Origin of the sequence: Candidatus Competibacter phosphatis, assembly GCF_012939995.1 — a bacterium.
GTDB lineage: Bacteria > Pseudomonadota > Gammaproteobacteria > Competibacterales > Competibacteraceae > Competibacter > Competibacter phosphatis.
In genome coordinates, this window is record NZ_SPMZ01000002.1 from 85,765 (window position 1) to 108,577 (window position 22,813).

General features: G+C 60.4%; 18 protein-coding genes and 2 pseudogenes. 1 reads left to right on the forward strand and 19 read right to left on the reverse strand.

Going from position 1 to position 22,813, the window contains the following annotated elements:
• Positions 1 to 7 precede the first annotated feature (7 nt).
• Positions 8 to 1,540 (forward strand): nif-specific transcriptional activator NifA, encoded by a 1,533-nt coding sequence (nifA, locus tag E4P82_RS00625; protein ID WP_169247112.1) that lies wholly within the window; start codon positions 8 to 10, stop codon positions 1,538 to 1,540.
• Here the strand turns inward: nifA and gabT are convergent, their stop codons facing one another.
• The 19 genes and pseudogenes from gabT to E4P82_RS23955 form a co-directional block, all read right to left on the reverse strand.
• Positions 1,541 to 2,830 carry a 4-aminobutyrate--2-oxoglutarate transaminase gene (gene gabT / locus E4P82_RS00630; RefSeq protein ID WP_246327260.1) on the reverse strand — a complete coding sequence of 430 codons (1,290 nt, stop codon included), beginning with the start codon at positions 2,828 to 2,830 and terminating at the stop codon, positions 1,541 to 1,543. It lies immediately after the preceding gene.
• A gap of 47 nt (positions 2,831 to 2,877) precedes the next feature.
• The gene (gene gabD, locus E4P82_RS00635; protein WP_169247090.1) at positions 2,878 to 4,338 is read right to left on the reverse strand and encodes an NADP-dependent succinate-semialdehyde dehydrogenase; all 1,461 of its coding nucleotides are present in this window, start codon (positions 4,336 to 4,338) and stop codon (positions 2,878 to 2,880) included.
• 461 nt (positions 4,339 to 4,799) lie between these two features.
• Positions 4,800 to 5,228, reverse strand: a complete 429-nt coding sequence (locus E4P82_RS00640) for a pyrimidine dimer DNA glycosylase/endonuclease V (protein WP_169247091.1) — start codon at positions 5,226 to 5,228, stop codon at positions 4,800 to 4,802.
• 432 nt (positions 5,229 to 5,660) lie between these two features.
• Positions 5,661 to 6,377: a hypothetical protein gene (locus E4P82_RS00645; RefSeq protein WP_169247092.1), complete on the reverse strand. Its 717-nt coding sequence runs from the start codon at positions 6,375 to 6,377 to the stop codon at positions 5,661 to 5,663.
• Between the two features lie 584 nt (positions 6,378 to 6,961).
• The gene (locus tag E4P82_RS00650) at positions 6,962 to 7,396 is read right to left on the reverse strand and encodes a cupin domain-containing protein (RefSeq protein WP_169247093.1); all 435 of its coding nucleotides are present in this window, start codon (positions 7,394 to 7,396) and stop codon (positions 6,962 to 6,964) included.
• A 371-nt stretch (positions 7,397 to 7,767) separates the two neighbouring features.
• Positions 7,768 to 8,211 (reverse strand): hypothetical protein, encoded by a 444-nt coding sequence (locus tag E4P82_RS00655; protein ID WP_169247094.1) that lies wholly within the window; start codon positions 8,209 to 8,211, stop codon positions 7,768 to 7,770.
• Between the two features lie 331 nt (positions 8,212 to 8,542).
• A complete protein-coding gene (locus E4P82_RS00660; protein ID WP_169247095.1) occupies positions 8,543 to 9,445 on the reverse strand; it encodes a MurR/RpiR family transcriptional regulator in 903 nt (300 codons plus the stop codon).
• Positions 9,442 to 10,257: an enoyl-CoA hydratase-related protein gene (locus E4P82_RS00665; protein ID WP_169247096.1), complete on the reverse strand. Its 816-nt coding sequence runs from the start codon at positions 10,255 to 10,257 to the stop codon at positions 9,442 to 9,444. The genes E4P82_RS00660 and E4P82_RS00665 overlap by 4 nt, the downstream gene beginning before the upstream one ends.
• A 14-nt stretch (positions 10,258 to 10,271) precedes the next feature.
• Positions 10,272 to 12,410, reverse strand: coding sequence for an acetate--CoA ligase family protein (locus tag E4P82_RS00670; RefSeq protein WP_169247097.1), 2,139 nt, complete (start codon positions 12,408 to 12,410; stop codon positions 10,272 to 10,274).
• Positions 12,411 to 12,412: 2 nt separating this feature from the next.
• A complete protein-coding gene (locus tag E4P82_RS00675) occupies positions 12,413 to 13,207 on the reverse strand; it encodes an enoyl-CoA hydratase/isomerase family protein (RefSeq protein ID WP_169247098.1) in 795 nt (264 codons plus the stop codon).
• Between the two features lie 210 nt (positions 13,208 to 13,417).
• Complete coding sequence (locus E4P82_RS00680) at positions 13,418 to 13,765, reverse strand: HepT-like ribonuclease domain-containing protein (protein WP_169247099.1); 348 nt, start codon at positions 13,763 to 13,765, stop codon at positions 13,418 to 13,420.
• Complete coding sequence (locus tag E4P82_RS00685) at positions 13,755 to 14,057, reverse strand: nucleotidyltransferase family protein (RefSeq protein ID WP_169247100.1); 303 nt, start codon at positions 14,055 to 14,057, stop codon at positions 13,755 to 13,757. The genes E4P82_RS00680 and E4P82_RS00685 overlap by 11 nt, the downstream gene beginning before the upstream one ends.
• A gap of 197 nt (positions 14,058 to 14,254) precedes the next feature.
• Positions 14,255 to 14,539 (reverse strand): hypothetical protein, encoded by a 285-nt coding sequence (locus tag E4P82_RS00690; RefSeq protein ID WP_169247101.1) that lies wholly within the window; start codon positions 14,537 to 14,539, stop codon positions 14,255 to 14,257.
• A 31-nt stretch (positions 14,540 to 14,570) separates the two neighbouring features.
• Positions 14,571 to 14,816, reverse strand: coding sequence for a DUF4926 domain-containing protein (locus E4P82_RS00695; RefSeq protein WP_169247102.1), 246 nt, complete (start codon positions 14,814 to 14,816; stop codon positions 14,571 to 14,573).
• Between the two features lie 13 nt (positions 14,817 to 14,829).
• Positions 14,830 to 15,162, reverse strand: a pseudogene (locus tag E4P82_RS23360) (DUF6883 domain-containing protein).
• A 101-nt stretch (positions 15,163 to 15,263) separates the two neighbouring features.
• Entirely contained in the window at positions 15,264 to 15,695 is a 432-nt protein-coding gene (locus E4P82_RS00705; RefSeq protein ID WP_169247103.1) for a DUF29 domain-containing protein, read from the reverse strand.
• A gap of 288 nt (positions 15,696 to 15,983) precedes the next feature.
• Positions 15,984 to 19,577 (reverse strand): NHL domain-containing protein, encoded by a 3,594-nt coding sequence (locus E4P82_RS00710; protein ID WP_169247104.1) that lies wholly within the window; start codon positions 19,575 to 19,577, stop codon positions 15,984 to 15,986.
• Positions 19,578 to 19,587: 10 nt separating this feature from the next.
• Positions 19,588 to 21,588: a carboxypeptidase-like regulatory domain-containing protein gene (locus E4P82_RS23950; protein WP_169247105.1), complete on the reverse strand. Its 2,001-nt coding sequence runs from the start codon at positions 21,586 to 21,588 to the stop codon at positions 19,588 to 19,590.
• 379 nt (positions 21,589 to 21,967) lie between these two features.
• Positions 21,968 to 22,783, reverse strand: a pseudogene (locus tag E4P82_RS23955) (PKD domain-containing protein); the annotation flags it as partial.
• Between the last annotated feature and the right edge of the window lie 30 nt (positions 22,784 to 22,813).

The following is a 22,813-nucleotide window of genomic DNA, read 5'->3' on the forward strand; positions in this document are numbered from 1 at the left end:
CGTCGTCATGGATCGATCGGACTTGCTGGAAATCGAACTGGCCACGCTGTTCCGGGTAAGCCAAGTGCTTAGTCGTCCCTGTCCATTGTGGGAAACGCTCGATCAGGTCCTGCGGATTTTGCACGAATACGGCGAATTGCATCGCGGCGTGGTTTCGCTGGTGGACCCCGATAGCGGCGCCCTGCTGGTCAGCGCCATCCACGATCAGCCCAAGCCGCCAACCGGCGAGCCGGTGCGCTACCTGCCGGGAGAAGGGGTGCTGGGGATGGTGCTGGAGCGCGGCGAGCGCCTGGTACTGCCGCGTCTGGCCGACGAACCGCGCTTTCTCGACCGTCTGCGGCTCTACGACCGCGAACTACCGCTGATTGGGGTACCGATCCGGGCCGGCTCGGGCCAATACAGCGGCGTGCTGGCGGCGCAACCACCCCGCCGCGACGAGTGGCTGCCGGAACGCGCCCGCTTTCTGGAAATGGTCGCCAACCTGATCGCCCGCAGCGTGCGAGCCGCTCAGGCCATGGAACGCGAGCGCGGGGCACTGACCGCCGAGCGCGATAGCCTGCGGCGGACGGTGCGCGGCCAGCACGGTTTCGACAGCATGGTGGGCCACAGCCAGCCGATGCAGCAGGTGTTCGAGCAAGTGCGGCAGGTGGCGAAATGGAATACCACGGTGCTGGTACGCGGCGAATCGGGCACCGGCAAGGAGTTGATCGCCTGCGCCATCCACTACAACTCGCCGCGGGCCAGCGGGCCGTTGGTCAAGCTGAACTGCGCGGCACTGCCGGACAACCTGCTGGAATCGGAACTGTTCGGGCACGAGAAAGGCGCGTTCACCGGCGCGGTCAACCAGCGTAAGGGGCGTTTCGAACAGGCGCACGGCGGCACCCTGTTCCTGGACGAGATCGGCGACATCTCCCCGGCTTTTCAGGCCAAGTTGCTGCGGGTGATCCAGGAAGGCGAGATGGAGCGGGTCGGCAGCAGCCAGACCCTACGGGTGGACGTTCGCGTCATCGCCGCCACCAACCGCGATCTGGAAGCGGCGGTGGACGAAAGTCTGTTCCGGGAGGATCTCTACTACCGACTCAACGTGATGCCGATCTTCATGCCGCCGTTGCGCGAGCGTCAGGAAGACATTCCCGATCTGGCGCGATTTCTGGTGGAAAAGATCGGCAAACAGCAGGGACGCATGCTGACCATCACGGACGGCGCCATCCGCTTGCTGATGCGGCATCATTGGCCCGGCAACGTGCGCGAGATGGAAAACTGCCTGGAACGCAGCGCGATCATGAGCGCCAACGGCGTGATCGCCCAGGATGTGATCGAACTGAGCGGCCTGAGTCTGCGTGGCGCCGGCGCGGCTCCGATCTCCGCTCCGCCCAGGATCGAGTTGGACGCACCCGACCTGGACGAGCGGGAGCGGGTCATTGCCGCGCTGGAACAGGCCGGTTGGGTGCAGGCCAAGGCGGCCCGGCTGTTGGGCATGACGCCTCGCCAGATCGCCTACCGCATTCAAATCCTCGACATCAAGATGCGGCGACTATAGCTAGCGGGACACCTGCCTTAGCGATTCCAGGCATTGCTCGATGATCGTCAAGCCTTCGTCCACCAAGGCATCGGACGCGGTCAACGGCACCAGGATACGCACGACGTTTCCGTACATGCCACAAGGCAGTAGGATCAGGCTGCGTTCGGCCGCTCGGGTCACCAACGCCTTGGTCAGCTCGGGGTCGGGCACCCGGTGCGCCTCGTCCTGGAAAAATTCCATCGCCACCATGGCGCCCAAGCCGCGCACGTCGCCGATGCGGGTCACCTGGTCAGCCAATTTCTTGAGTCGCGCCTGGATCGTTTCGCCCAGCCGTAGGCTGCGTTCCAGCAAACCGTCACGTTCGATGACATCCAACACCGCCAAAGCCGCCGCACAGGCCGGTGGACTACCGGCATAGGTACCGCCCAGACCGCCGGGGCCGACACTGTCCATGACTTCGGCGCGACCGACCACCGCCGAGAGTGGAAAACCGCCGGCCAGACTTTTGGCCACGGTGATCAGATCGGGCACCACTCCGCTATGCTCGATGGCGAAGAACTTGCCCGTGCGCGCCGCGCCGGTCTGGATTTCATCGGCGATCAGCACAATACCGTGCTGGTCGCAAAGCTGACGCAGGCGTTTCAGGAATTCCGGCGGTGCGATGTAAAAACCACCCTCCCCCTGCACCGGTTCGATGATGATCGCCGCCACCCGCTCGGGTTCCACATCGACTTTGAATAATGTCTCCAACGCCCCCAGCGATTGCTCGACGCTGACCCCATGCAGAGGGTTGGGAAACGGCGCGTGGTAAATCTCGCCGGGGAAGGGGCCAAAACCGGTTTTGTAGGCCGGTACCTTGCCGGTCAGGCCCAGCGCCAGCATGGTCCGACCGTGGAACCCGCCGCTGAAGGCGATGACCGCCGAACGTTTGGTATGAAAGCGGGCGATCTTGACGGCGTTTTCCACCGCTTCGGCGCCTGTGGTCAACAGCAGCGTCTTGTTGGGACCCCGACCCGGTGCCAGCGCGTTGAGCCGCTCGGCCAGCGCCACGTAAGGTTCGTAGCTCATCACCTGAAAGCAGGTATGGGTATAGTGCCGCAATTGCGCCTCGACCGCCGCCATCACCTGGGGATGACGATGACCGGTGTTGAGCACGGCAATGCCGCCGGCAAAATCGATATAACGCTTACCTTCCACATCCCAGAGTTCGGCGTTCTCGGCGTGCGCGGCAGCGATGGGATGAATGCTGGACACGCCTCGGGCGACGGCTTGCACGCGGCGCGACAGCAGCTCGGCATTGGTGGTCATCGTTCGATACTCCATCGATAAAGGCAAAAGAATGGGGAGCAAGTGGCTCAGCGGTCGATGCCACCCATGCACAGGTATTTGATTTCCAAATATTCCTCAATGCCGTATTTGGAGCCCTCACGGCCGAGGCCGGATTCCTTCATGCCGCCGAAGGGTGCGATTTCGGTGGATATAAGCCCGGTGTTGACGCCGACCATGCCATATTCCAACGCCTCGCTGACTCGCCAGACCCGCCCGATGTCGCGGCTGTAGAAATAGGAAGCCAAGCCGAACTCGGTATCGTTGGCCATGAGGATGGCATCCTGCTCGGTCGAAAAACGGAACAACGGCGCCACCGGACCGAAGGTTTCCTCCCGCGCCACCGCCATTTCCGGGGTCACTTGAGTCAGGATCGTCGGCTGGAAGAAAGTCCCGCCGAGTTCGTGCCGCCGACCGCCCAGCACGACACGGGCACCCTTGCTCAGCGCGTCGGCGATATGCTCCTCCACCTTCGCCACCGCCGCCTCATCGATCAGCGGCCCCTGGGTGACGCCGGATTCCAAGCCATTACCTACCTTGAGTTGGGCCGCCACCGCTTGGCTCAGCTTGTCGGCGAACGCCTGGTAGACACCCTCCTGCACCAGGATGCGGTTGGCGCAGACGCAAGTCTGGCCGGCATTCCGGTATTTGGAGATGATCGCCCCTTCCACGGCGGCATCCAGATCAGCATCATCGAAAACGATGAAGGGCGCATTGCCCCCCAGTTCCAGCGACAGCTTCTTCATCGTGCCGGCGCATTCCCGCATGAGTTGCTTGCCGATAGCGGTGGAGCCGGTGAAGCTGAGCTTGCGGATCGTTGGGTTGGCGGTGAGCTCGGCGCCGATGACTTGCGCGGAACCGGTGACCACGTTCAGCACCCCCGCCGGTATGCCGGCCCGCTCCGCCAGTTCGCACAGCGCCAGCGCCGAGAACGGAGTCTGCGAGGCGGGCTTGATCACCATGGTGCAGCCGGCGGCCAGCGCGGCGCCGGCCTTGCGGGTGATCATGGCGGCGGGAAAATTCCAGGGCGTAATGGCCGCGCAAACGCCAATCGGTTCCTTGACGACAACGATGCGCTTGTCGGCCTGATGCGGGGGAATGACATCGCCGTAAACCCGTTTGGCTTCCTCGGCGAACCATTCGATGAAGGAGGCCGCATACGCGATTTCGCCGCGCGCTTCCGTCAGCGGCTTGCCCTGCTCCAGCGTCATCAGCACCGCCAGATCGTCCTGATGCTCCAGCATCAGATTGAACCATCGGCGCAGGAGGGTTGAGCGCTCCTTCGCGGTTCGCGCCCGCCAACCGGCGAAAGCGTCCTGAGCCGCCGTGATCGCCCGCTTGACCTCGACAACGCCCAACTTGGGCACGCTGCCGAGCGTTTCGCCCGTGGCTGGATTGGTCACCGGAAGAGTTTCTTGACGATCGGCATCCACCCAGGAACCACCGATATAGCACCGCTGATGAAACAGGCGAGAATCTTTCAGATGCATGGGAAACTCCGTGGATTCGCAAGAAGTTTAAGGAGCAGCCTCCGCAAGGCCCATAGTGACTCGCGCAATGCCGTGCCGCCAAGAGGCGGACTCCAGTTAGTATCGGACCGGCACAGCCATGGTAGTCTTTCGCGAAGACCTACGTGGTGATTGGATTCGTGTCACAGAAGAGAGAGTTGCGGCTTTCCAGTGTCAGCGTGTCCTCTCCGCGATTGTGCTCCGAGGCAATTGCCTCGCACTGCTCCAGCGCAATCCGCCGATCCACCTGGTGCTCCAGCCAATACTCCACACCGTACTCCAGCATCCACACCGTCTTGTGCTGCCAATAATGCAGATTAGCGTGAAAACTGATGGGTAAAATGTTACAGCAAAACCGAGAACTCGTGATTGTAAAAACCTTGCATACCCAGTATCTCTTGAAAGTCCCACGCCATCATTAATATCTTCTGGAGTACAGAAACTCAATAACGCTCCCATGACTCAACATCACCAGCACACACGGTAAAGATAGAGTGGGCCTCTGGCACTTCCACATTCCGATACGTTCGATATAACGCTGGGTTTCGCACCTCCAGCTTTGCCAGCAGATGTGCCCACTCATACGCCATCTGACCTGTAGTGACAGTGAGCGATACCACCTGCCGGGCCAGCTTGATTTTGCTTATATCAAAGGCATAATCCCGCGTCTTCGCCTCCTCATGAATGCCCTTCAGATATAGAGAAATGGCCGCAAGTGGCGCCGAATGATTCTTGAAGCGGTCCAATTGGGGATGATTGCGATAGCCACGGGTTTCTCCACGAAGGACTGCCTGCGCTAAGAGAGCCTCCCGCCACAGCGCCACCAGACCTTGGGGATCCAGATAGTTAGGATGTAATGACCAGAGGCGCATATTTACGGCTTCCAACGAGGCGGCGGCCAACCGACCCGGACAAGGTGCAATTTTAGGCGAGTGAGTCCGGTTGATCCGACGCCCCGTTAGGCGGCTGCCGCTGGAAAAACGAGGATGAGCTCCATTGCCCGAAACGCACGGAACAGCGCCCATCCCGAGGTAACTGCCAGCACCGGCTATATCAACAGCAGATCGGCGCGGATGTTGGCTTCCGGTGTCTGGATCTGAACCAGCTATTCCCAAGTCGCATAAGCCTCCCCCAGATGATGGAGGCAATAAACAGCGGGCGGGTGCGACGCGTCATGCCGGGCACTGCAAACCGCAGTGCCCGGCATCCCGTGATAAATATCAAGGCTACCACGAGGATGTGCCCGGCTTGCCGACGAACCGAGAGGCAAGGAATTCCACGCTGTGCCACGGGAAAGTTAGTTTTCAGCCACCCTCGGGCACCGCATCCGGGATCTCGTAGCGTTCTTCGCCAATGTGGATGATGTTGAGGTCCGCTTCTTTCTTGGCCTTGAACCGGCCAGAGTCAGCTTGGCTCTGGTCGTAGCCGACTGCACGACCCTTCTCGAAGAAGATGACCCGCTGGCTTCCATTGGCTTTGGTGACCGTCACCATGGCATTGCCATTCCCCTCACGCTTGACGCCGAACGCGCAGGAGCCCGTGGGCTGACCCTTGCCCATCGAGCAGGGGATATTCCCGGTGGCGTGGAAGTCGGTTCCGGGCACCTTGGCGTCATGACTGGGCGCGTGAGCGGTCGGCTGCCGAGCGCCATCGACGATCATCTCCAGACGATAATGGGCTACCTCATTGCGGCGAGCCGCCGAACGCATCATGTAGACGCGAATCTTGTAGTCACCGCTCGCTGGCAGGGTACCCTCGTACTGGTTTTGACTGACGGAGCCGTTGAACATGGCTACCTCGTTTTCGCCGGGAGCCATGATGTTGAAGTAGGTGGCGCCATGTTTCGTTGCCAGGCTGACGTTCATGTACTGGCCAGCATGAGCGCCCAATACGTAATCCACAGTCTCGTAGCCCTTGATGCTGGCCTCGACCACGGCACTATTTGCACCCTTCTTGAAGTGTACCCGCTCGGTGCGAACGTCATTGGCGGCAAAACCCATGGGGGCAGTTAATAGCAGCAAACAGGGCAAGAACCAAAGGTGGAGCCTATTAAAAGGATTTGGCTTCATTTGATGATTTCTCCTCGGGTTACAAGCAAACCTAGGGGGTGGATCACGTTCCGCATCAGCGGCTCAGTTTTGCTGGGTCCGACTGCATGCACTCGTTAGAAGGCGGTTGATCAGTTTTCATTCAGCACCTTTCCCTTGGTGTACTCAAGACATTTACTAATTTCGGAGTTATCGAATTTTACATCTGGTTTTGATTTAAGTTTCAGCTTGATTATGTCTTCGTTAGTTTCGATTTCTAGTGAATCCAGCTTCGAATATTCCTGGGTAGGGCACATGCAACGTCCTTCCTGGCACTCTTGAAAAGCTTCCAGTAATTTCTCTTGCTTCCCTTTGGTCTCAGAAACCTCGATACTAACTTCGTTTTCGGTTGATTCGATTTTTATATTTCATCGCCATTCTCCGCTATTACTCAACACCTTCTAGCGGAGCGGCGGATTGAAATCCGCCGCTCCGTAGTGCGAGCGTGAAGCATCTGCACTACTCCTATATCAACCGCGCGCTGCTCTTACGCGCGTCGGTCGGAGTGAATGCAATGGTTAGGCACGTTGGGGTGCAGCAGGAACAAGGCCATAGCGCGCCATGACTGCGAGGAGCTGCGTCCGGTCTGGCGGGTCGCCAGCACTGACGACTTTGGCGACGTCATGGAAGTATTGCGCGCCAATATCGGGAGTTAGCACGATAAGCGCACGCGCAAGCTCAGTATGCGGATTACTGAATCCGTGCACCGAGCCTCTGGGTGTGCGCATCCAGTCACCCGGGCGCAAATCCCGTATATCGTTGTCGACCGAGTAGCGCAATATTCCCTCCAGAACATAGACGCATTCCTCATTGTGGGTATGACTGTGCGGTGGCGGAACGTTTGATCCCGCTGGAACTGTTAATTCGAATACGCCCATTCCGGCGTGGGCCGCTCCGTCGATCAGATACCTGATCTCCAGTTGTCCAACTTTGATTACGTCGAGTTGCGTCATGGTCACTTCCTTCGGTCAACTGGTGAAAAAGCTTGTGCCTAACGGGACGGCGGGTGAACCGGCGAAAAAGCGAAGACTTTAATGACCGATGTCAGCTTGATCCGCGTTGTTGTGCGGCGCGGAGTGCCAAGCAACCTGCGGTGTGCAGTGCCTTCTAATTGATTTATCGCTGATTCTTTATTGTTGTTGGGACACCGGTTTCATCAGAAAGACGTTTGACTATTTTCTCAATCTTTTCCAGTAGCTCATCCAGCTTTTTCATTGATATTGACTGTACAGTTGATAAGGCCGGCTTCAACCATACCCTTGTGTGTGAATCTTGTAATCCATATCGGGATCGAAATTCTATAAATGTAGCAAGGCGAAAATGATTATTTTTTTTCTGTCATAACCAGTTCTGCCAACGTAACTCTATCGTACCGATGAAAGCCAATTCCTTGAAATAAACTATCTACTCTATTTAGGCGGAGGTAAGTACCGAGTCCATTAAAATGTTCATCAAGCTGTGGCATCACATCAGACATGATCAAGAGTCGTTCTGACGCGAGTGATCTGCCTAACGAATAAAGCATTGTTAAGTCGGAATACTCTTCATCTACAACGGCACGGCCGCCTCTATTGGCGAAATTATCAAATCTATACCAAAGAGACTCTAGAGAATCTTGACATTGATACAAATATGAATATGAAATCGACCTTCTTTTCTGCTGGCTTCCCGAGCGTTGTTGTAATGCATGGGAAACTGATGCGGCTCCTATTGATCCAACAACGGCACCAATCAATGCGGAAAGTAATGTTGTGAGATCCATTGCCATGGAGTATCTCTTGTATTTCCGATGAAACTGAGTTTTCTGGATAATAAGGCGGCGGATAAGCCGTAAGGACGGAAAAACCGAAGGCTTTGGCGACCGATGCCGGCTTGATCCGCGTGGTTGTGCGGCGCGAGGAGCCAAGCAGCCTGCGGATTGCTATCCGCCGCCCCGTAGTGCGGGCGCGAAGTGTTTGGACTTCTGTCACAAGTATAGCTTCGTGCTGGTGCACAAACAGAACTCGCCCACTTTTCAGAAAAATTGCGGACCAAACACCAGTCGGAACCCCTGTGCTAACCGGCCATGAGTATCCGAAAATCCGGCGGAGCACACCCCCTCAATCGCGTCCTCGCGAACGTTCCGCTTCGTTCCAATACACCGCCATTTCCTCGCGGACTTTCTCGAAGGTGGCGATGGTATCCAGCGTGTCCTGCCCGCCCTGGGCCACCACGAACGCCAGGAGCGTTTCCAACAGCGCCATGATGGCCACCGCCGACGCGAAATACTGCGGGCTTTGCGTCGGCACGACGAACACATGGTCAGCGAGATACACCAAGGGAGCCGCCACGCTGTCGGTGATCGCGATCAACCTAGCCCCACGCGCTTTGGCGTATTCGCAGGCTTGTAGCGTGTCCTTGGCATAGGGCGAATAGCTCAACGCCAGCACGGCATCCCGATCCCCCACCAATGTCAGGTCATCGAACGGCGCGCTGACATGCCGGGGCACCAAATTCAGGTTCGGCATCGCCATCCGCCCCACGTAGAAAAAGTAATGGGCCAAGGAATACGAGCTGCGCGAACCCAACACATAGGCTTGCCGGGCTTGCGCGAGTTCAAGAGCCGCTTGCTCCAGTTTGCGTGGATCGTTCTCCGAAAACGTCCGTTGCAAGTTGGACACGCTGGCGGAAGCCATCTGCGCGTACAGCGGCGCGAATCCTTCACCCTGCCCCAATTGTTGCAGCCAGCGCGCCTGACTACTGATGGTGTGCGGACCCTGCTTCAGCGCTTCCCGAAACGGCTGGCGCAGATGATCGTAGGTTGGGTAACCGAGCCATTGCCCAAGGCGCACCAAGGTGTTGGGGCTAACCCGCGCTTGCGCCGCCGCGTCGCGGATTGGCAGCAATCCAATCTCGTTCGGATGATCCAGGATGAACTTCGCCGCCCGCCGCAACGCCGGTCGCAGTTCGGGCAGTTCCCGTTGCAACCGGGCGATGATGTCCCGGCGCTCGGCGTCGGTCATGATGACTTCCCGCCGCCGTGCTGGCGTGCCAGAAAAGCGTTGACCGCGACCAGGTGCTCCTCACTGTTATGGCACATCCCCTGGAAACAGGCGCAACGGTCGAGAAAGTCCGGCAGATTCTCGCGCTGGGCGATTTTCAGCAAGCGTTTGGTCAAGCGCAGCGCTTTCGGCGGCTGTCCGGCGATGCGTCGCGCCAGGGCATGGGTCCGTTCCAGCAACTCCGCCTCGGGCGCCACCTCCAGCAACAGCCCCAGCGCCAGCGCCTCATCGGCCTTCACCAAGCGCCCGGTCAAGGTCAGTTCGGCGGCGCGCTGATAACCCACCAACCGTTGCAGGAACCAGGCCCCGCCATCACCGGGAATGATGCCCAGATTAAGGAAAGTCTCGCCGAACACCGTGCGCGGCGAACCGATGCGCAGATCGCACATACAGGCCAGATCGAAGCCGGCGCCGATGGCCGGACCGTTGACTGCGGCGATGAAGGGAATCTCGGCCTTGTGCAGCGCCAGCGGAATGCGCTGAATCCCGCGCCGGTAACGCTCCTCGACTTCGGCCACGTCACCGGCGAAATCGCCACCTCGGTTGGCCATGTCCTTGACGTTGCCGCCCGCCGAAAAGGCCGATCCGGCCCCGGTCAGCACCAGCACCGAAACCGCCGGGTCGGCATTGGCCCATTCCACCGTGCACACGATGTCGTCGATCAAATGGGTTCCGGTCAGGGCGTTGCGTACATCGTCACGCCGCATCGTCAAGGTGGCGACTCGGTCGTCGAGCGCCAGATCCGCATCTTGCAGGGTAGGCAGAGTAGTCATGCTCGTTGTCTCCTTCAGCCGATCCGATCGAGAATCATACGGGCATCGACCACGGCGTAGCCATCGGGATAGGCCACCAGCGGATTGAGATCGATCTCCGCGATTTCGGGATGCGCCTCGACGATGCTTGCCACCTTGAGGATCAATGCCACCAGCGCTGCCTTGTCAACACCCGCCGCGCCGCGCGCACCTTCCAGAATCTTGCGGGCCTTGATCTGATTCACCATGGATTCCGCGTCCTGGCGGCTCAGCGGGATCGAACGGAAGGCGATATCCTCCAGGATTTCCACGAAGATCCCGCCCAGACCGAACATCATGACCGGGCCGAAGATCGGGTCGCGGCTGACGCCGATGATGACCTCCACGCCCTTGGCAACCATCGGCGTCAGCAGAACGCCAGCGATGTCCGCGTCGGCCTGGTAGGCGCGGCACGAGGCCATGATGCCCGCATAAGCGGCACGCAGCGCGTCGCGTCCTTGCAGGTTCAGCTTGACGCCGCCCGCATCCGACTTGTGCAGGATGTCCTCGGACACCACCTTCATGGCTACCGGCCGGTCGAGCCACGAGGCGTCCAGCGTGTCCAGATCGGCGGCACTGGCAATCCAGCATTGCGCTGGCACGTCGATGCCATAAGCAGCCAACAGGTTCTTGGCTTCGGGTTCGAGCAGATCCCGGTCTGCTTGGCGCGCGGCCGCGATCATCCGTTGCATCGCCGCGTTCGGCGGCACGGGTTCCACATGAACGGCGCTGGCGTCACGCTGGGCAAACTCGCCTCGCTCGCTCAATGCGGCCAGTACTTCCACCGCGTGCTCGATCGAGTCGTACACCGGTACGCCAGACCCGCGCAATACCTCCAGCGGTTCGGGTTTCAGTGGCGCGTACAAGCTGTAAACGACCAGCGGCTTGTCGCTTTGCTGCTTGATCGCGGCGATTTCTTGGGCCGCGACCCGTTCATCGCCGGCCAACTCCTGGGCGAAACGAATGCCGTAGCCGCCGAACATGCCAACCAGAAAAACCTGATCGACGTTGCGGTCCTGACAGAGTATTTCGGCGCAAGTCGCCAGCAACCGGGGATTGGCGTCGGTGCTACCAGCCACATCGATCGGATTGGCCAGGGACGCCTGAGGAAACAGCACGGCGCGCAATCGCTCCCGAGTGACGTCTTCCAATTCGGCCAACCGCAAGCCCGCTTCCGAAAGACGATCGGAGGCGATGGTGGCCTGTCCGCCGCCGTCGGCCAAGACCGCCACGCGCCGGCCAGCGGCCTGTTGCAACAGCCCCAAGCCTTCGGCGACCGGCAAGATCTCGTCGGACTTACCGACCACATTGACGCCGGCTTGCCGCAGCACATCGACGGTCATGGCGTAGCTGCCCGCCAGCGCCCCGGTGTGCGAACTGGCCGCTTTCTGGCCAGCCGCCGTGCTGCCCGACTTGTAGACCACGACCGGCTTTTTCCGGGCGGTTTCCCGAGCGACCCGCAAAAACTCGCGGCCATTCTTGAAACCTTCGACATACAAGGTCGCAACCTGGGTGTTCGCCTCTTCGCCCAGATAGCGCAGGTAGTCGGCGAAGCCGATGTCGGTCTGGTTGCCCGGTCCGACATAGGTGCTGAAACCGATGTGGCCGTTGTGCTGGGCCTCCAACGCCAAAGCCAGCAACATGTTGCCCGACTGCGAAACGATGCCTACGTTGCCGGGCTTGACCGCGTCCAGCGCCAACAGGTTGACCTTCTTGTGCAGATTGAACAAGCCGGAGGTATTGGGGCCGATGATGCGTACCCCGCCGCGCCGCGCCGCTTCCAGGGTTTCCCGTTCCAGTCGGGCGCCGGTCTCACCGGCTTCGCCGAAACCGCTGGCCAAGATCACCGCGCCCTTGACGCCATTTCGGCCACTCAGTTTGAGAATGCCGGGTAATGTCTTCGCCGGCGTGCAGATCAGCGCCAGGTCCACCGGCTCCGGCACCTGTTCGATGGAGGGATAGGCTTTGAGACCCATAATCTCCTCCAGCTTGGGATGGATCGGATAGACCTTGCCGGCATAACCGTCACCGAGAAGACCGACCAGTGCCTTGTAGCCACGTTTGGTCGGGTCCAGGGAAGCGCCGATGATGGCAATCGAGTCGGGCGCCAGGAATTGATGCAGCGGACTGTTCATGCTCAATACCCCTTGAACCGTGGCGCGCGTTTTTCGGCGAAGGCATTCACCCCTTCCCGCCAATCTTCGGTCACCGTGCAACTGAACACGCCATCGAGTTCCAATTGCAATTGGGTGGCGAAATCATGACCGGTGGCTTGATTGAGCAGATTTTTCGCCACGGTCATCGACACGGGCGCCTTGCCCGCGAGTTCCAGAGCGAATTGCCGGGCGCGCTCCAGCAGTTCCGCATCGGGATGAACCTGAGTGGCTAAACCGATGCGTTGCGCTTCAGCTCCATCGATGCGGGTACCCAAAAAGAGCAACTCGCGGGCCTTGTTGAGACCGACCAGGCGCGGCAGGATCTGGGTGACACCCCCTCCCACGCTGGTGCCGATGCTGACTTCGGGAAAGCCGATTTGCGCGCTCTCGGCCATCAGCACGAAATCGCAGGATACGGCCATTTCCGCCCCCGCACCCAGCGCATAGCCGTTGACGGCCGCCACCACTGGCTTGCTTAGCCGGAAGATCTTCTCGCATACGTCGTTGCCGAGTTGTAGATACTGACGCCGCTGATGGGCGGTGCGTTGCCCTGCCCCGTGCTCCTTCAAATCGGCGCCGACGCAGAATGCTCGGCCCGCACCGGTGAGGATGACGGCCCGGATCGCTGAATCGCGTTCGGCCAACGATAGTGCCATTAGCAACTCGGTGTAGAACTGCTCGACGACCGCGTTGAGGCGGTGTGGGCGGTTGAAGTGAATTTCAGCAACTTGCTGTTTTACAGCATAAATCAGGGATTCAAAGTTTAGTGTATTCATCGCGAGACCATGCAAAATTACTTATGTGTCATAAAAAAATAAATAAAATACATTTGTGCTTTAAAAGCATACACCAATGAGCTTTCTTGTAAATGTTTTTGTTCTTAATTTTTTAAGATATCACAAATGTTTTTTATCGAGGGTCGCGCTGCCCTAACCCGCCCTACGCGCTGCCGTACCGTGGTAACCCACCGTACCGTGGTCCAGATGTCAGGGATCGGGAAAAGTGGTTTGCAGTATCCTGACGACCTGTTCCCGCAGTTGTGGGGTGTCCGACGAGGCCGTCTGCCATACGATCTGCCAATCAACCGAGAAGTACGCATGGACCGCGATATTGCGAAAGCCGACGATGTCGCTCCATGGCGTCTCGGGAAAACGAGCGCGCAAGGGCATCGAAACGCGGGCCGCCGCCTCACCGATGATCGTCAACTTGTGAAGCACGGCGCTGCGCACGAGATCGTTGTTCAGGAAACCCTCGGTATCGACATCGGAGATAAAGGCGGTAATCGCATCCGTTGCTTCGATAATATCCACCAGGTACAGCCGGTCACTCCGCATACAGAACCTCGCTGTTCCGGAGTATTGGCTCACGGAGCAGAGGCTTAAGTCCTTTCTGTGGCACCAAATCTACTTTGCGGTGGAACAAATCGGAGAGTTCGCGTTGCATTCGAGACAGCGCCAAGCAACCGATCCGCGCGTCCGAACGAAACTCGACGAGAAGATCCACATCGCTACCAGGGCCGAAATCATCCCGCAACGCCGATCCGAACAGGGTCAGCCGCTGGATGCCGTTGCGTCGGCAATACGCCGGAATCAAGTTGGATGGAATCGCCAAGTGTTTATTGATCATGAAAATTCCTCTGATTTTGAGGAACCGCGCTTCCCTAAAATAGCTTATGACTTGGAGAGTTTATCTCTTTATCCAAACCGTAGGGCGGGTTAGGGCATCAGTCCGTAACCCGCCTTGAGGGAGATCAACGAACCAGCGGGTTACGTTACGCTAACCCGCGCTACGCGCTTGCTGCGCGCACCCGTCCACTGCCTGACCTACCCGGCTGACAAGTCGGCCAGCGCTTTGGTGAGCGTTTCTTCGGACACCCCTTGCACCTTCAAGTGTTCCAACAGGCGGGCGATGGGAGCGTCCTCCAGGCGAGCGAGATCGGCGCGCAGCCCTTGGCCGATATAGGCGCGCATCAGGGGTTGATAGCCCGCGTAGCCCAGCAGGGGCGCAACGCGCTTGAGGTCGTCGATCACGTCTTCCGGCATGCGCAGGGTAACGGTCGTCATCGGCCGGTCTTGGCGCAGCCGTTGTTTGAGATCAGTCATTTTCATAGAGCCGACGCTGATAACCCGCCGTACCGCGCTATGCCGGTTCCACCTCCGGCTTGGCGGGTGGTGATGCGGGCTCAAAGTGCAAAACCATCAATTGATCGGGGTGCAAGCCAACGGATTCGTAGGTATGTCCTTGGCGGTCGGAGAATTCGACCTCGAAGGCTTGCCCGTCGGCCAAGATGTCCACCACGGTGCCTACTTGGCCGCGATGCAGGTCGTATTCCGGGATGTCGGCGGTCAGCGCGACCACGTCCAGCAGGTGAATAGCGTCGTTCATCGTCGTTCCTCTCTCAGCGCGGATAACAGGTAGTGAGGCGGGGAACATCCGATCCATGTTCGATGATCCATCCGCTACGCAAGATCGTCTGCCGACCACACCAGTCGAATGCAAAATCGATTTGATAGCGTTGCCCGTAGGCATCGCGCCGTTCAAGTGTCGCGTCGTGGGATTTGACCACTTACAGCAGAACGTCGTGGAGAGGCTCAGCATTAGCTTCGGTCATGCCCAGCGCGGCCACAAATAACCGCGCTTTGTGCTTGCCTTCGGGATGCTCCGGATTCAGGCAGTAGTCGCGCAGCTTGCGAATATCAACTATTGCGTTTTCCGCATGGGGAATGCGCATGGGGAATGCGCATGAAAATTGCTCATTGTAGGGCGGATTGTCGCTGACGCTCCGAATCCGCCTTACGAGTTACGAGTTACGAGTTTTATAGACTACCAAAGTCAACTCGGCCACCAGTCACTCGTCACCTGCTCCACTGTGAACGGGCACTGTTCTGGGAAGGTCACCAGCGGCAAGCCGGTTTCCCGGCTGGCCTTCTGACGCGCCCGTGGGTAAACCTCCTCAACAAAAGCAGGCAGTTTCGGGCGCAAGCTGGGACTGTCTTTGATGAGCCAATCGATCTGTTCCCGTCCATTCTCAATGCTATCCGTCCAGCTACTTCCGCGCCGTTCGGGTTGATAACGCCACTTCAGCAGATGCAACAGGATGTTGGCAAGATGGCTCCACACGGCCCGCCGGTCACTTTTGCCCATGCTCTCGATTTCCTCAGCCAGGTTCGCCGCGTCTACAGCAGAGAGTGATCCCTGGCGCAACAGCGCCGCCTGCTGCTGCGTCCACAGGTAGAAGTCGGTTTCGTAGTCGGCTAGGGTCATGGCAGTCACTCCTCATGTACACTCTGGGGACAGCGAAGCACCGTTATATCACGCGAGTGGGCGATGGGCCGTATTCCACGTTCCATCGGTCTGTGGCGGCGGGGACGTACCCGGCGGATTGGGGCGGTGAAGACGCCGCGACCGCCACGGAAACCGATTTCGGCGAATCGGGGTAGGGCGGGCATGGCCCGCCATTTCAATCGTGTCGCCGATGAGTAGGGCGGGCATAGCCCGCCATGTCGGTGGCGTCGGATGATGGAAAAGGTGGGCGGTGCCCACCCTACCCGGCTATTGGTGCTGATCATGTGGGTTTATAATTAGAGGAATAATTAAGATACTAGCAGCTCCCCCAAGGGCCGCGCCCCATGGGCTTTTCGTCAAAATCGCTCCTCCGAGCGCGCCAATTACTACCAATTCAGTACCAACAACAATAGCATTAACATCAGTTCCTCCTACTGGTTCACTATCAGGATTTTTCTGCGGTTTTGGGCTTAGAGATCCTGCTTCGGGAGGTGGGTTATTACCCCCGGATTTATCCCCTTTTGGAAAACCTTTCCAGTCGGGTTTATCCGGTCCGGTGTCAAAATTACTTCCTGGAGGGGAATTTTCTGGGGGGCACTTACCATAGATATCGAATAAATTCACTGGATCACTTAAGACATACCCATACAAATTCGCATCCCCACCCCCAAACAAAATCGGATCTTTCGCCGTCCACCGCCCCATTTCCGCGTCGTAATCCCGCGCACCAAACCGCACCAGCCGGGTATCCCGGTCATACAACCCGCCGGCGAACCCGAACGGCTGAAAACCCGGATTGGTATCTTGAGTGACACTGCCGAACTCGTCGTAATCCATCCGCTGGACCACGTTACCCGTGCCAGTGTCCACCACCAGCCGGGGACTGCCGAGATGGTCGGTGACGATCCGATAAGTCGCGCCGCCCTTGATCAGATAGTCGGGCACGTTGACGCCGGTGGCGTAGACGAAGCGACCGACGATTTGTCCGTTGCCGTCCAGTTCGGCGACCGGCTTCAGGCCGTCCTGATACAGGAAGCCCTGCACCAGCGTACCGTTCACTTTCTTGCCAATGCGCCGGTTGGCGCCGTCGATGAGGTACTCGATCTCGGTGCCGCTGGGCAGGGTGATGCGCCGCAGGTTGCCCAGCACGTCGTATTGGTAGGCGGTGGTCTGCCCGCCCGTCGTCTTGCTGGCCAGTTCGCCGTTGGCGGTGTAGGCGTAGGTCGTGCCGCCGTATTGGGTCAAACGATCCTGGGCGTCGTAGGTCCCGTTCACCGTGCTGCCGCCCGCCGTCTTGCTCAGGCGGTTGCCGTTGGCGTCGTAGGCGTAGCTGGACAGCACCGCGCCGTTCTTGGTGACCTGCACCAGTCGGCCCGCCGTATCGTAGCCGTAAGCATAGGTATCCGTGCTCCCTTGGACGGTTTCCTGCTTTTGGGTGATGCGCCCGAGCGCGTCGCGGGTGTATTGGGTGCTGAAGAGCGCCCCGCCGTTGGCGGTGGCGCTGTAGCTGGCGACTTCGCCGAAGCCGTTGTAGCTCAGGCTGTCGCCGACGCCGCCCAAGCTCGTGCCGGTCAGCAGGCCGTTTTGCGGGTCGCGGCTCAGGGTCAGGTTGCCCGCCTGCGTCAACAGGCTGTCGGGGTCGTACTGGTAGGCGACGGGATCGGCGCCGTTGACGCTGACCGAGGTGAGGCGGAAGTCGTTGTCGTAGCCGAAGCCGACCGTGCCGGCGATCGCGCCGGTCCAAGCCGTTTGCGTCAGCAACGCGCCGCTGTAGCTGTAGGCCAAACTGCCATCCGAGGCGGCGATGCTGGCCAGTTTACCGGCCGCATTGTAGCCGTAAGCGTAAGCACCGGTGGGCGTGGTCAACGTGCCCAACCGGCCCGCGTTGTCGTAGGCAAAGCTCACCGTCTGGCCGTCGGGCCGGCTGATCTGGGTCAGTTGCTTGTCGGCGTTGTAGCTGTACACCGTGCTGGGGTCGCCGCTATCCACCGTCGGCGGGGTGTACTGTTGGGTCAGGTCCACCGGCGTGTAGGCGAACACATGGCCGGGCCGGCCCGGCGGGGTCAGCGAGACCAAATTGCCATTGATATCGTAGCCGTACTGAATCTGGCGGCTGTCGGGCAGGGTTTGAGTGGTGACCCGGCCCGCTGCGTCGTAGGCGTAGTTCACGGTGCGGCCCAGCGGGTCGGTGACGGTCTGGAGGTAGCCTTGCGGGTTGTAGGCGAAGGACAGCGTGCGGGTTTCGCCACCGCTGCTCTGGCTGAGACTACTCGGGCGACCGTGCCCATCGTAACTGGCGTTGACCGTCGCCAGTCCGGGCACCTGCGCTTGGGTGAGCCGGCCTTGGGCATCGATCATTGCGGTGCTTTGCCGGCCCGCCGCTGAGGTGGCCGTCGTGGTGCGAGTAGCCGCCGTGTAGACGCGGGTGGTGGTGCGGCCGTTGAGGGTGACGGTGTCGGTCAACGTCGTCAGGCTGAGGAGGTTTTTCGGATCGGCCAGCGTGGCGATTCGCTCGGTGGTCAAAGTAGACGTCAACCCGCCCGTAGTGGTCGTCAGGTTCTTGCCGAAAGGCGCCTGCATCCCGAAACGCGGGTCGGGGCCTTGCAGGAGGTTGCTGACCGTGCCGTCGGCCGAGGTGGTCTTTTGGCTGCCGTCGGTGCCGCTGAGCACTTCCGACCGCGTGCCGTCGGGCCAGGTATTGATCTGATGCTGGCCGCCCGTCGCCAGAGACTCGACCCGGTGGGTCGTGACCCGATTCAGCGCCGTGGTGCGGCTGACCTGATAGCCGTCGACGAACTCCGTGCGCGCCAAGGCTTGACTGCCGCCGCCAGCGTTGTTGTCTTGCTGCAACCGCCCGAGCGCGTCGTAGGTCATCGTCGAGGCGTTACCCTTGGGATCGACGAACCGGCTCAACAAACCGTCGCCGGTGTAGTCCAGACTGTGGGTTTCCCCCGCAGGATTAGTGATGCTGGCGAGGTAACCGCCGCCGTTCACCGTCAAAACGGTGCGCTGGCCGAACGGAGAAACGATGGCGGTGGGTTGGCCAGCGGCATCGTGCTCGACGGTGGTGACGTTGCCATCGCCGTCCGTGACGGTGGTGAGGCGACCCGCACCGTCATAGCCGAATTGGTAGACGGTCGCGCCGGTCACGGTGTTGAGGGTGCTCAGATGCCGGCCGGTGAAGTCGAAGCGGTACAGTTGCCCGCCGCTTTCCGAGGCGATCACGATGTCGTCCACGCCCGCGCCCGGCAACGGCAAGCCCACCGAGCGGACTCGGTAGTTGTTCCGATCAGCGACGTAAACCGTGCCGTCCGCTCCCACGGCCACGCCATACGGATTTTGGAGCAGGCCGGCGGTGGCGGGGCCTTTGTCGCCGCACGCCGTGGTCGAATCCGTGCAGTACGCGCCCGTTCCCGCCAAGGTCGCGATGACGCCATCGGACCGGATGCGGCGGATGCGATTGCTATTGCCATCTGCAATGAGGATATCCCCCGCGCCGCCGACGGCGAGACCAAACGGGGTTCTGATCCTGGCTGCAATCGCCGGACCGCCGTCCCCGCAAGAATCCGTGGTGGGGAAACAAGAACTGCCGTTGCCGGCGACAGTCGTGATAACTCCCTCTGGTCCTACCCGCCGAATTCGGTAATTGACCGTGTCCGAAATATAGAGACTGCCGTCCGGTCCTAGCGCGATGCCCTCGGGATATTGCAATTGCGCGGCCGTGGCGGGTCCGCCGTCGCCGCTGAAACCGCCCGTGCCGTTACCGGCCACGGTGGTGATCAACCCATCCGGACCCACGCGGCGAATGCGATGGTATCCCGTTTCCGCGATATACACCGTCCCATCGAAAGCGACGGCCACATCCCTAGGATCATAAAGTGGGGATTGAATCGCCGGAATTCCCTCTCCGCCGAGATCGATCCTCTGATTCCCCCGCAATTTTCGTGAGCGAGCGATCCGCCTCAATCCGATATACTTCGTCATTGCTCACCGATGCGAAATAGACGCGGTTGTCCGGGCCGACATCAAGGCCGTCCGGCACCACGACCGGAGAAATCGTTTCGATGGTTCCATCCGGCTTGATGCGACGCACCCGGCTACCTTCCGAAGCATACACGCTGCCGTCGCCGCCCACCGCGACATCCTTAACGCTCGCCAACCGAGCCTCCGTGGCCGGCCCGCCGTCACCGCCGAAACCGTTGACGCCGGTGCCGGCAGCGTTCGCGATGATCGCATCCAACAGTTTGTCCGCGTTCCGCCGCCCGCCGTTGCCGAGATAGAGTATTTTGCCCACTGGGTCATAGGCGTGATGAACGCCCAGCGCCCAGCCGCCTAGACCCTGCTGTTGAGCGTTCCACGGACCAATCTGGTTTTTCTGCTCCTGCCAGAGGATCACTTCCTGACGGGCCGGGATGTTGCCGGGCACCGGTACGCCGCTGGAGAGACCAAAACTTCTGCCGAGCGCTCGCGGTAACGCATAAAAACCGTCGTACACATAACCGATTCGGATCGCGACCGGTTGCTGTCCCAGCAGGCTGCGCCCGTAGGCGTCCTTGCCATCCCAAGCGAAAGCGAAAGTTTGGTTGGGTGCGGCCGGGAAGCTTTGCTTGAAAGTTCGCCCCGCCACGTCGATTTCCAGCTCGATCCGTTTGAGCACGGACGGTATGCTGGCACCGCTCAACGGGATGTCGAGCGTGTTGGTGGTCAGGCGTCCCAACACCCGGTCGCTGGCGTAATTCAGGTTGTACGGCGTGCCGGTAATGCCGACGGACTCAATCAGGGTCTGGCTTTCGCACTGGATTATTGAACCACACGCACCGTTCGGATCACGGGGCTGATCTTGATCCTCGTTCTTGGGCTCATCCGGCTGTGGAGGCGCGCTCCCGCTCGCTGCCGCCACACCGTAGTTGGTGTCATAGGTGGACAAATGTGCTAGCGGCACGCGCCACAAAGTCTTGCCAACAGTGTATAGGCTGGCCAACTGTTGGCGTTCCGCGTCCGTCACGCCCAAGGCGGCGCCGTTGTCGGCCGCGTTGTCGCCGTCGGTATCCAGTTCTGCTAACCCGCCGGTGATATTGACGATTTTGATGACCCGCCCATCGTCGGCTGGTATCCAGGCAGCTTTATCTTTGTCGTAATAACCTACCGGCACTTGAGTGCCAACCGGCATGTTCAGGAAATTGTCCAGATAGAACGGCACGGGCCGGTCGAACAGCACGTCCTTGCCGTCTTTCTTGATCGTCGCTTCCGCCGCGCTCAGCTCCACGGCGTAGGTGTAGGCGCTGGTCGGCGGCAACGGTCCCGGCATCGTCGCCAAGCCGTTATCGCCCACCGTGTATTCGGTGGCGCGCAGGGTCAGACTGGTGACTGATCGGGTGCTGCCGTCGGGGTTGTAGACTTGTGCTGTAGTTCCCGGTGGGATCAGCAACGTCGCCTGCCGTTGCCCGCTAGCATCGCTCACCACGCTCCCTCGGGCGACCTGAACCGCGCTGGCCGTCAAATCCACCGTCGTGACCTGCGGATCGGCGGCGACCAGCACCACGTCCGGCGCGACGACATAGTCCTGCCACGGCACGTTGACCGGGCGCTGGGCTAGCAGATAGCCATCGCGCCGGTAGTTCAGGGTGAGATAGCCGCCGCCGTTGACGGCCAGGTCGAACCCGCCATCCGCCCGACTCAAGGTCTGGCCGAATTCGGGATGGTTCAGGACGGTGACGACCACCGCCGGCAAGGGATTGTTCTGCTTGTCCAGCACCCGGCCGCGAATCACGGCGGCGCGCTTGGCCTCGATGGTGCCCGGCGCGACCCCGGTTTGGATCGGGTTGGCACCGCTGTAGAGGAATTGGGTCGCGGCATAGGTGGTGGTCGCCACGGTGGCATCGATCTTGGGCGCCACCGTGCTCGGGGCAGGCGGCAGTGGCGGCAGCGACACCTCGGGATTGACGATGACGGTCACCGTGTCCGAGGCGCTCTGGTCGCCGTCGCTGGCGGTCAACTTCAGCACGTAGGTGCCCCGCCGCCGAGAAGGTGGCGGTGGTTTGCGGGGCGTCAGGCGGGTCGAACGTGACCGTGCCGGTACCGGTGCTGCTGTCGTCTTTGCTCCAGCTCACGGTGACCTTGGCGGGCGGATCGGGCAAGCCATCATCCGTGACCGTGCCGCTCAGACTGGCGCTGGCCGGCAGGGTGATGGTTTGATCGCCCCCTGCGCTGACCTGCGGGGCCTGATTGGCGGTTGCCACCGCAACGGTGATCTTGAACGCCTGCGCGGCGGACAGCCCGCCTTGATCGCTGACCTCGACCCGGACCTCGTGTTCACCGGCTTGAGCGAGGGTGGGCGTCCACCCGATCAAACCGGTGGTGGTGCCGATGGTCATCCCCTCGGGTTTGACCGGGAGCGCGTAGCGCAGCACATCGCCGGCATCCGGGTCGGTGGCCGTGACTTGATATTGATAAAGCTGATCGACGCTGGCCTGTTCGATCGCCGTGGAGGTGATCGTGGGTGGGTTGTTAGACGGGGTGAGGTCGGTCACCGTCACCAGCGCGGTGTCTGGCGCGCTGTCCACCGTGCCGTCGTTGACGATCAGTTGTGCCACGTAGTCGCCCGCCAGATCGGGGACAAAGCGGGCTTGCGCCGGGGTTGGATCACTCAGGGTAACGGTGCTGTTCAGCGGCCGGTCGATGAGCGACCACCGATAAGTCAACGGGTCGCCGTCGGCATCGCGCGACGCCGTGCCGTCCACCGTGACGGTGTCGCCCACCTGCTTTTGCTGGTCAGGGCCGGCGTCGGCCACCGGCCGGGAATTCTCGGTGGTGACGATCACCGAATCCGGCACGCTCGCCTCGATGCCATCGTGGACGATCAGTTGCAGCAGATAGGTGCCGGGCAGGTCGGCCACGAAGTTCGGACGAACCGCTGTGGGATCGGACAAGGTGGCGGTACTGTCGGTGGGAGCGTTCAGCAATGCCCATTCATAGGTCAGCGCATCGCCGTCCACATCGTCTGCGCAGCCGTCGCCGTCCAGGGTANTGGTCGTGCCCACCGACCGCCTCTGGTCGGGGCCGGGCATTAGCCACTGGTGGCGAATTTTCGGTGGTAA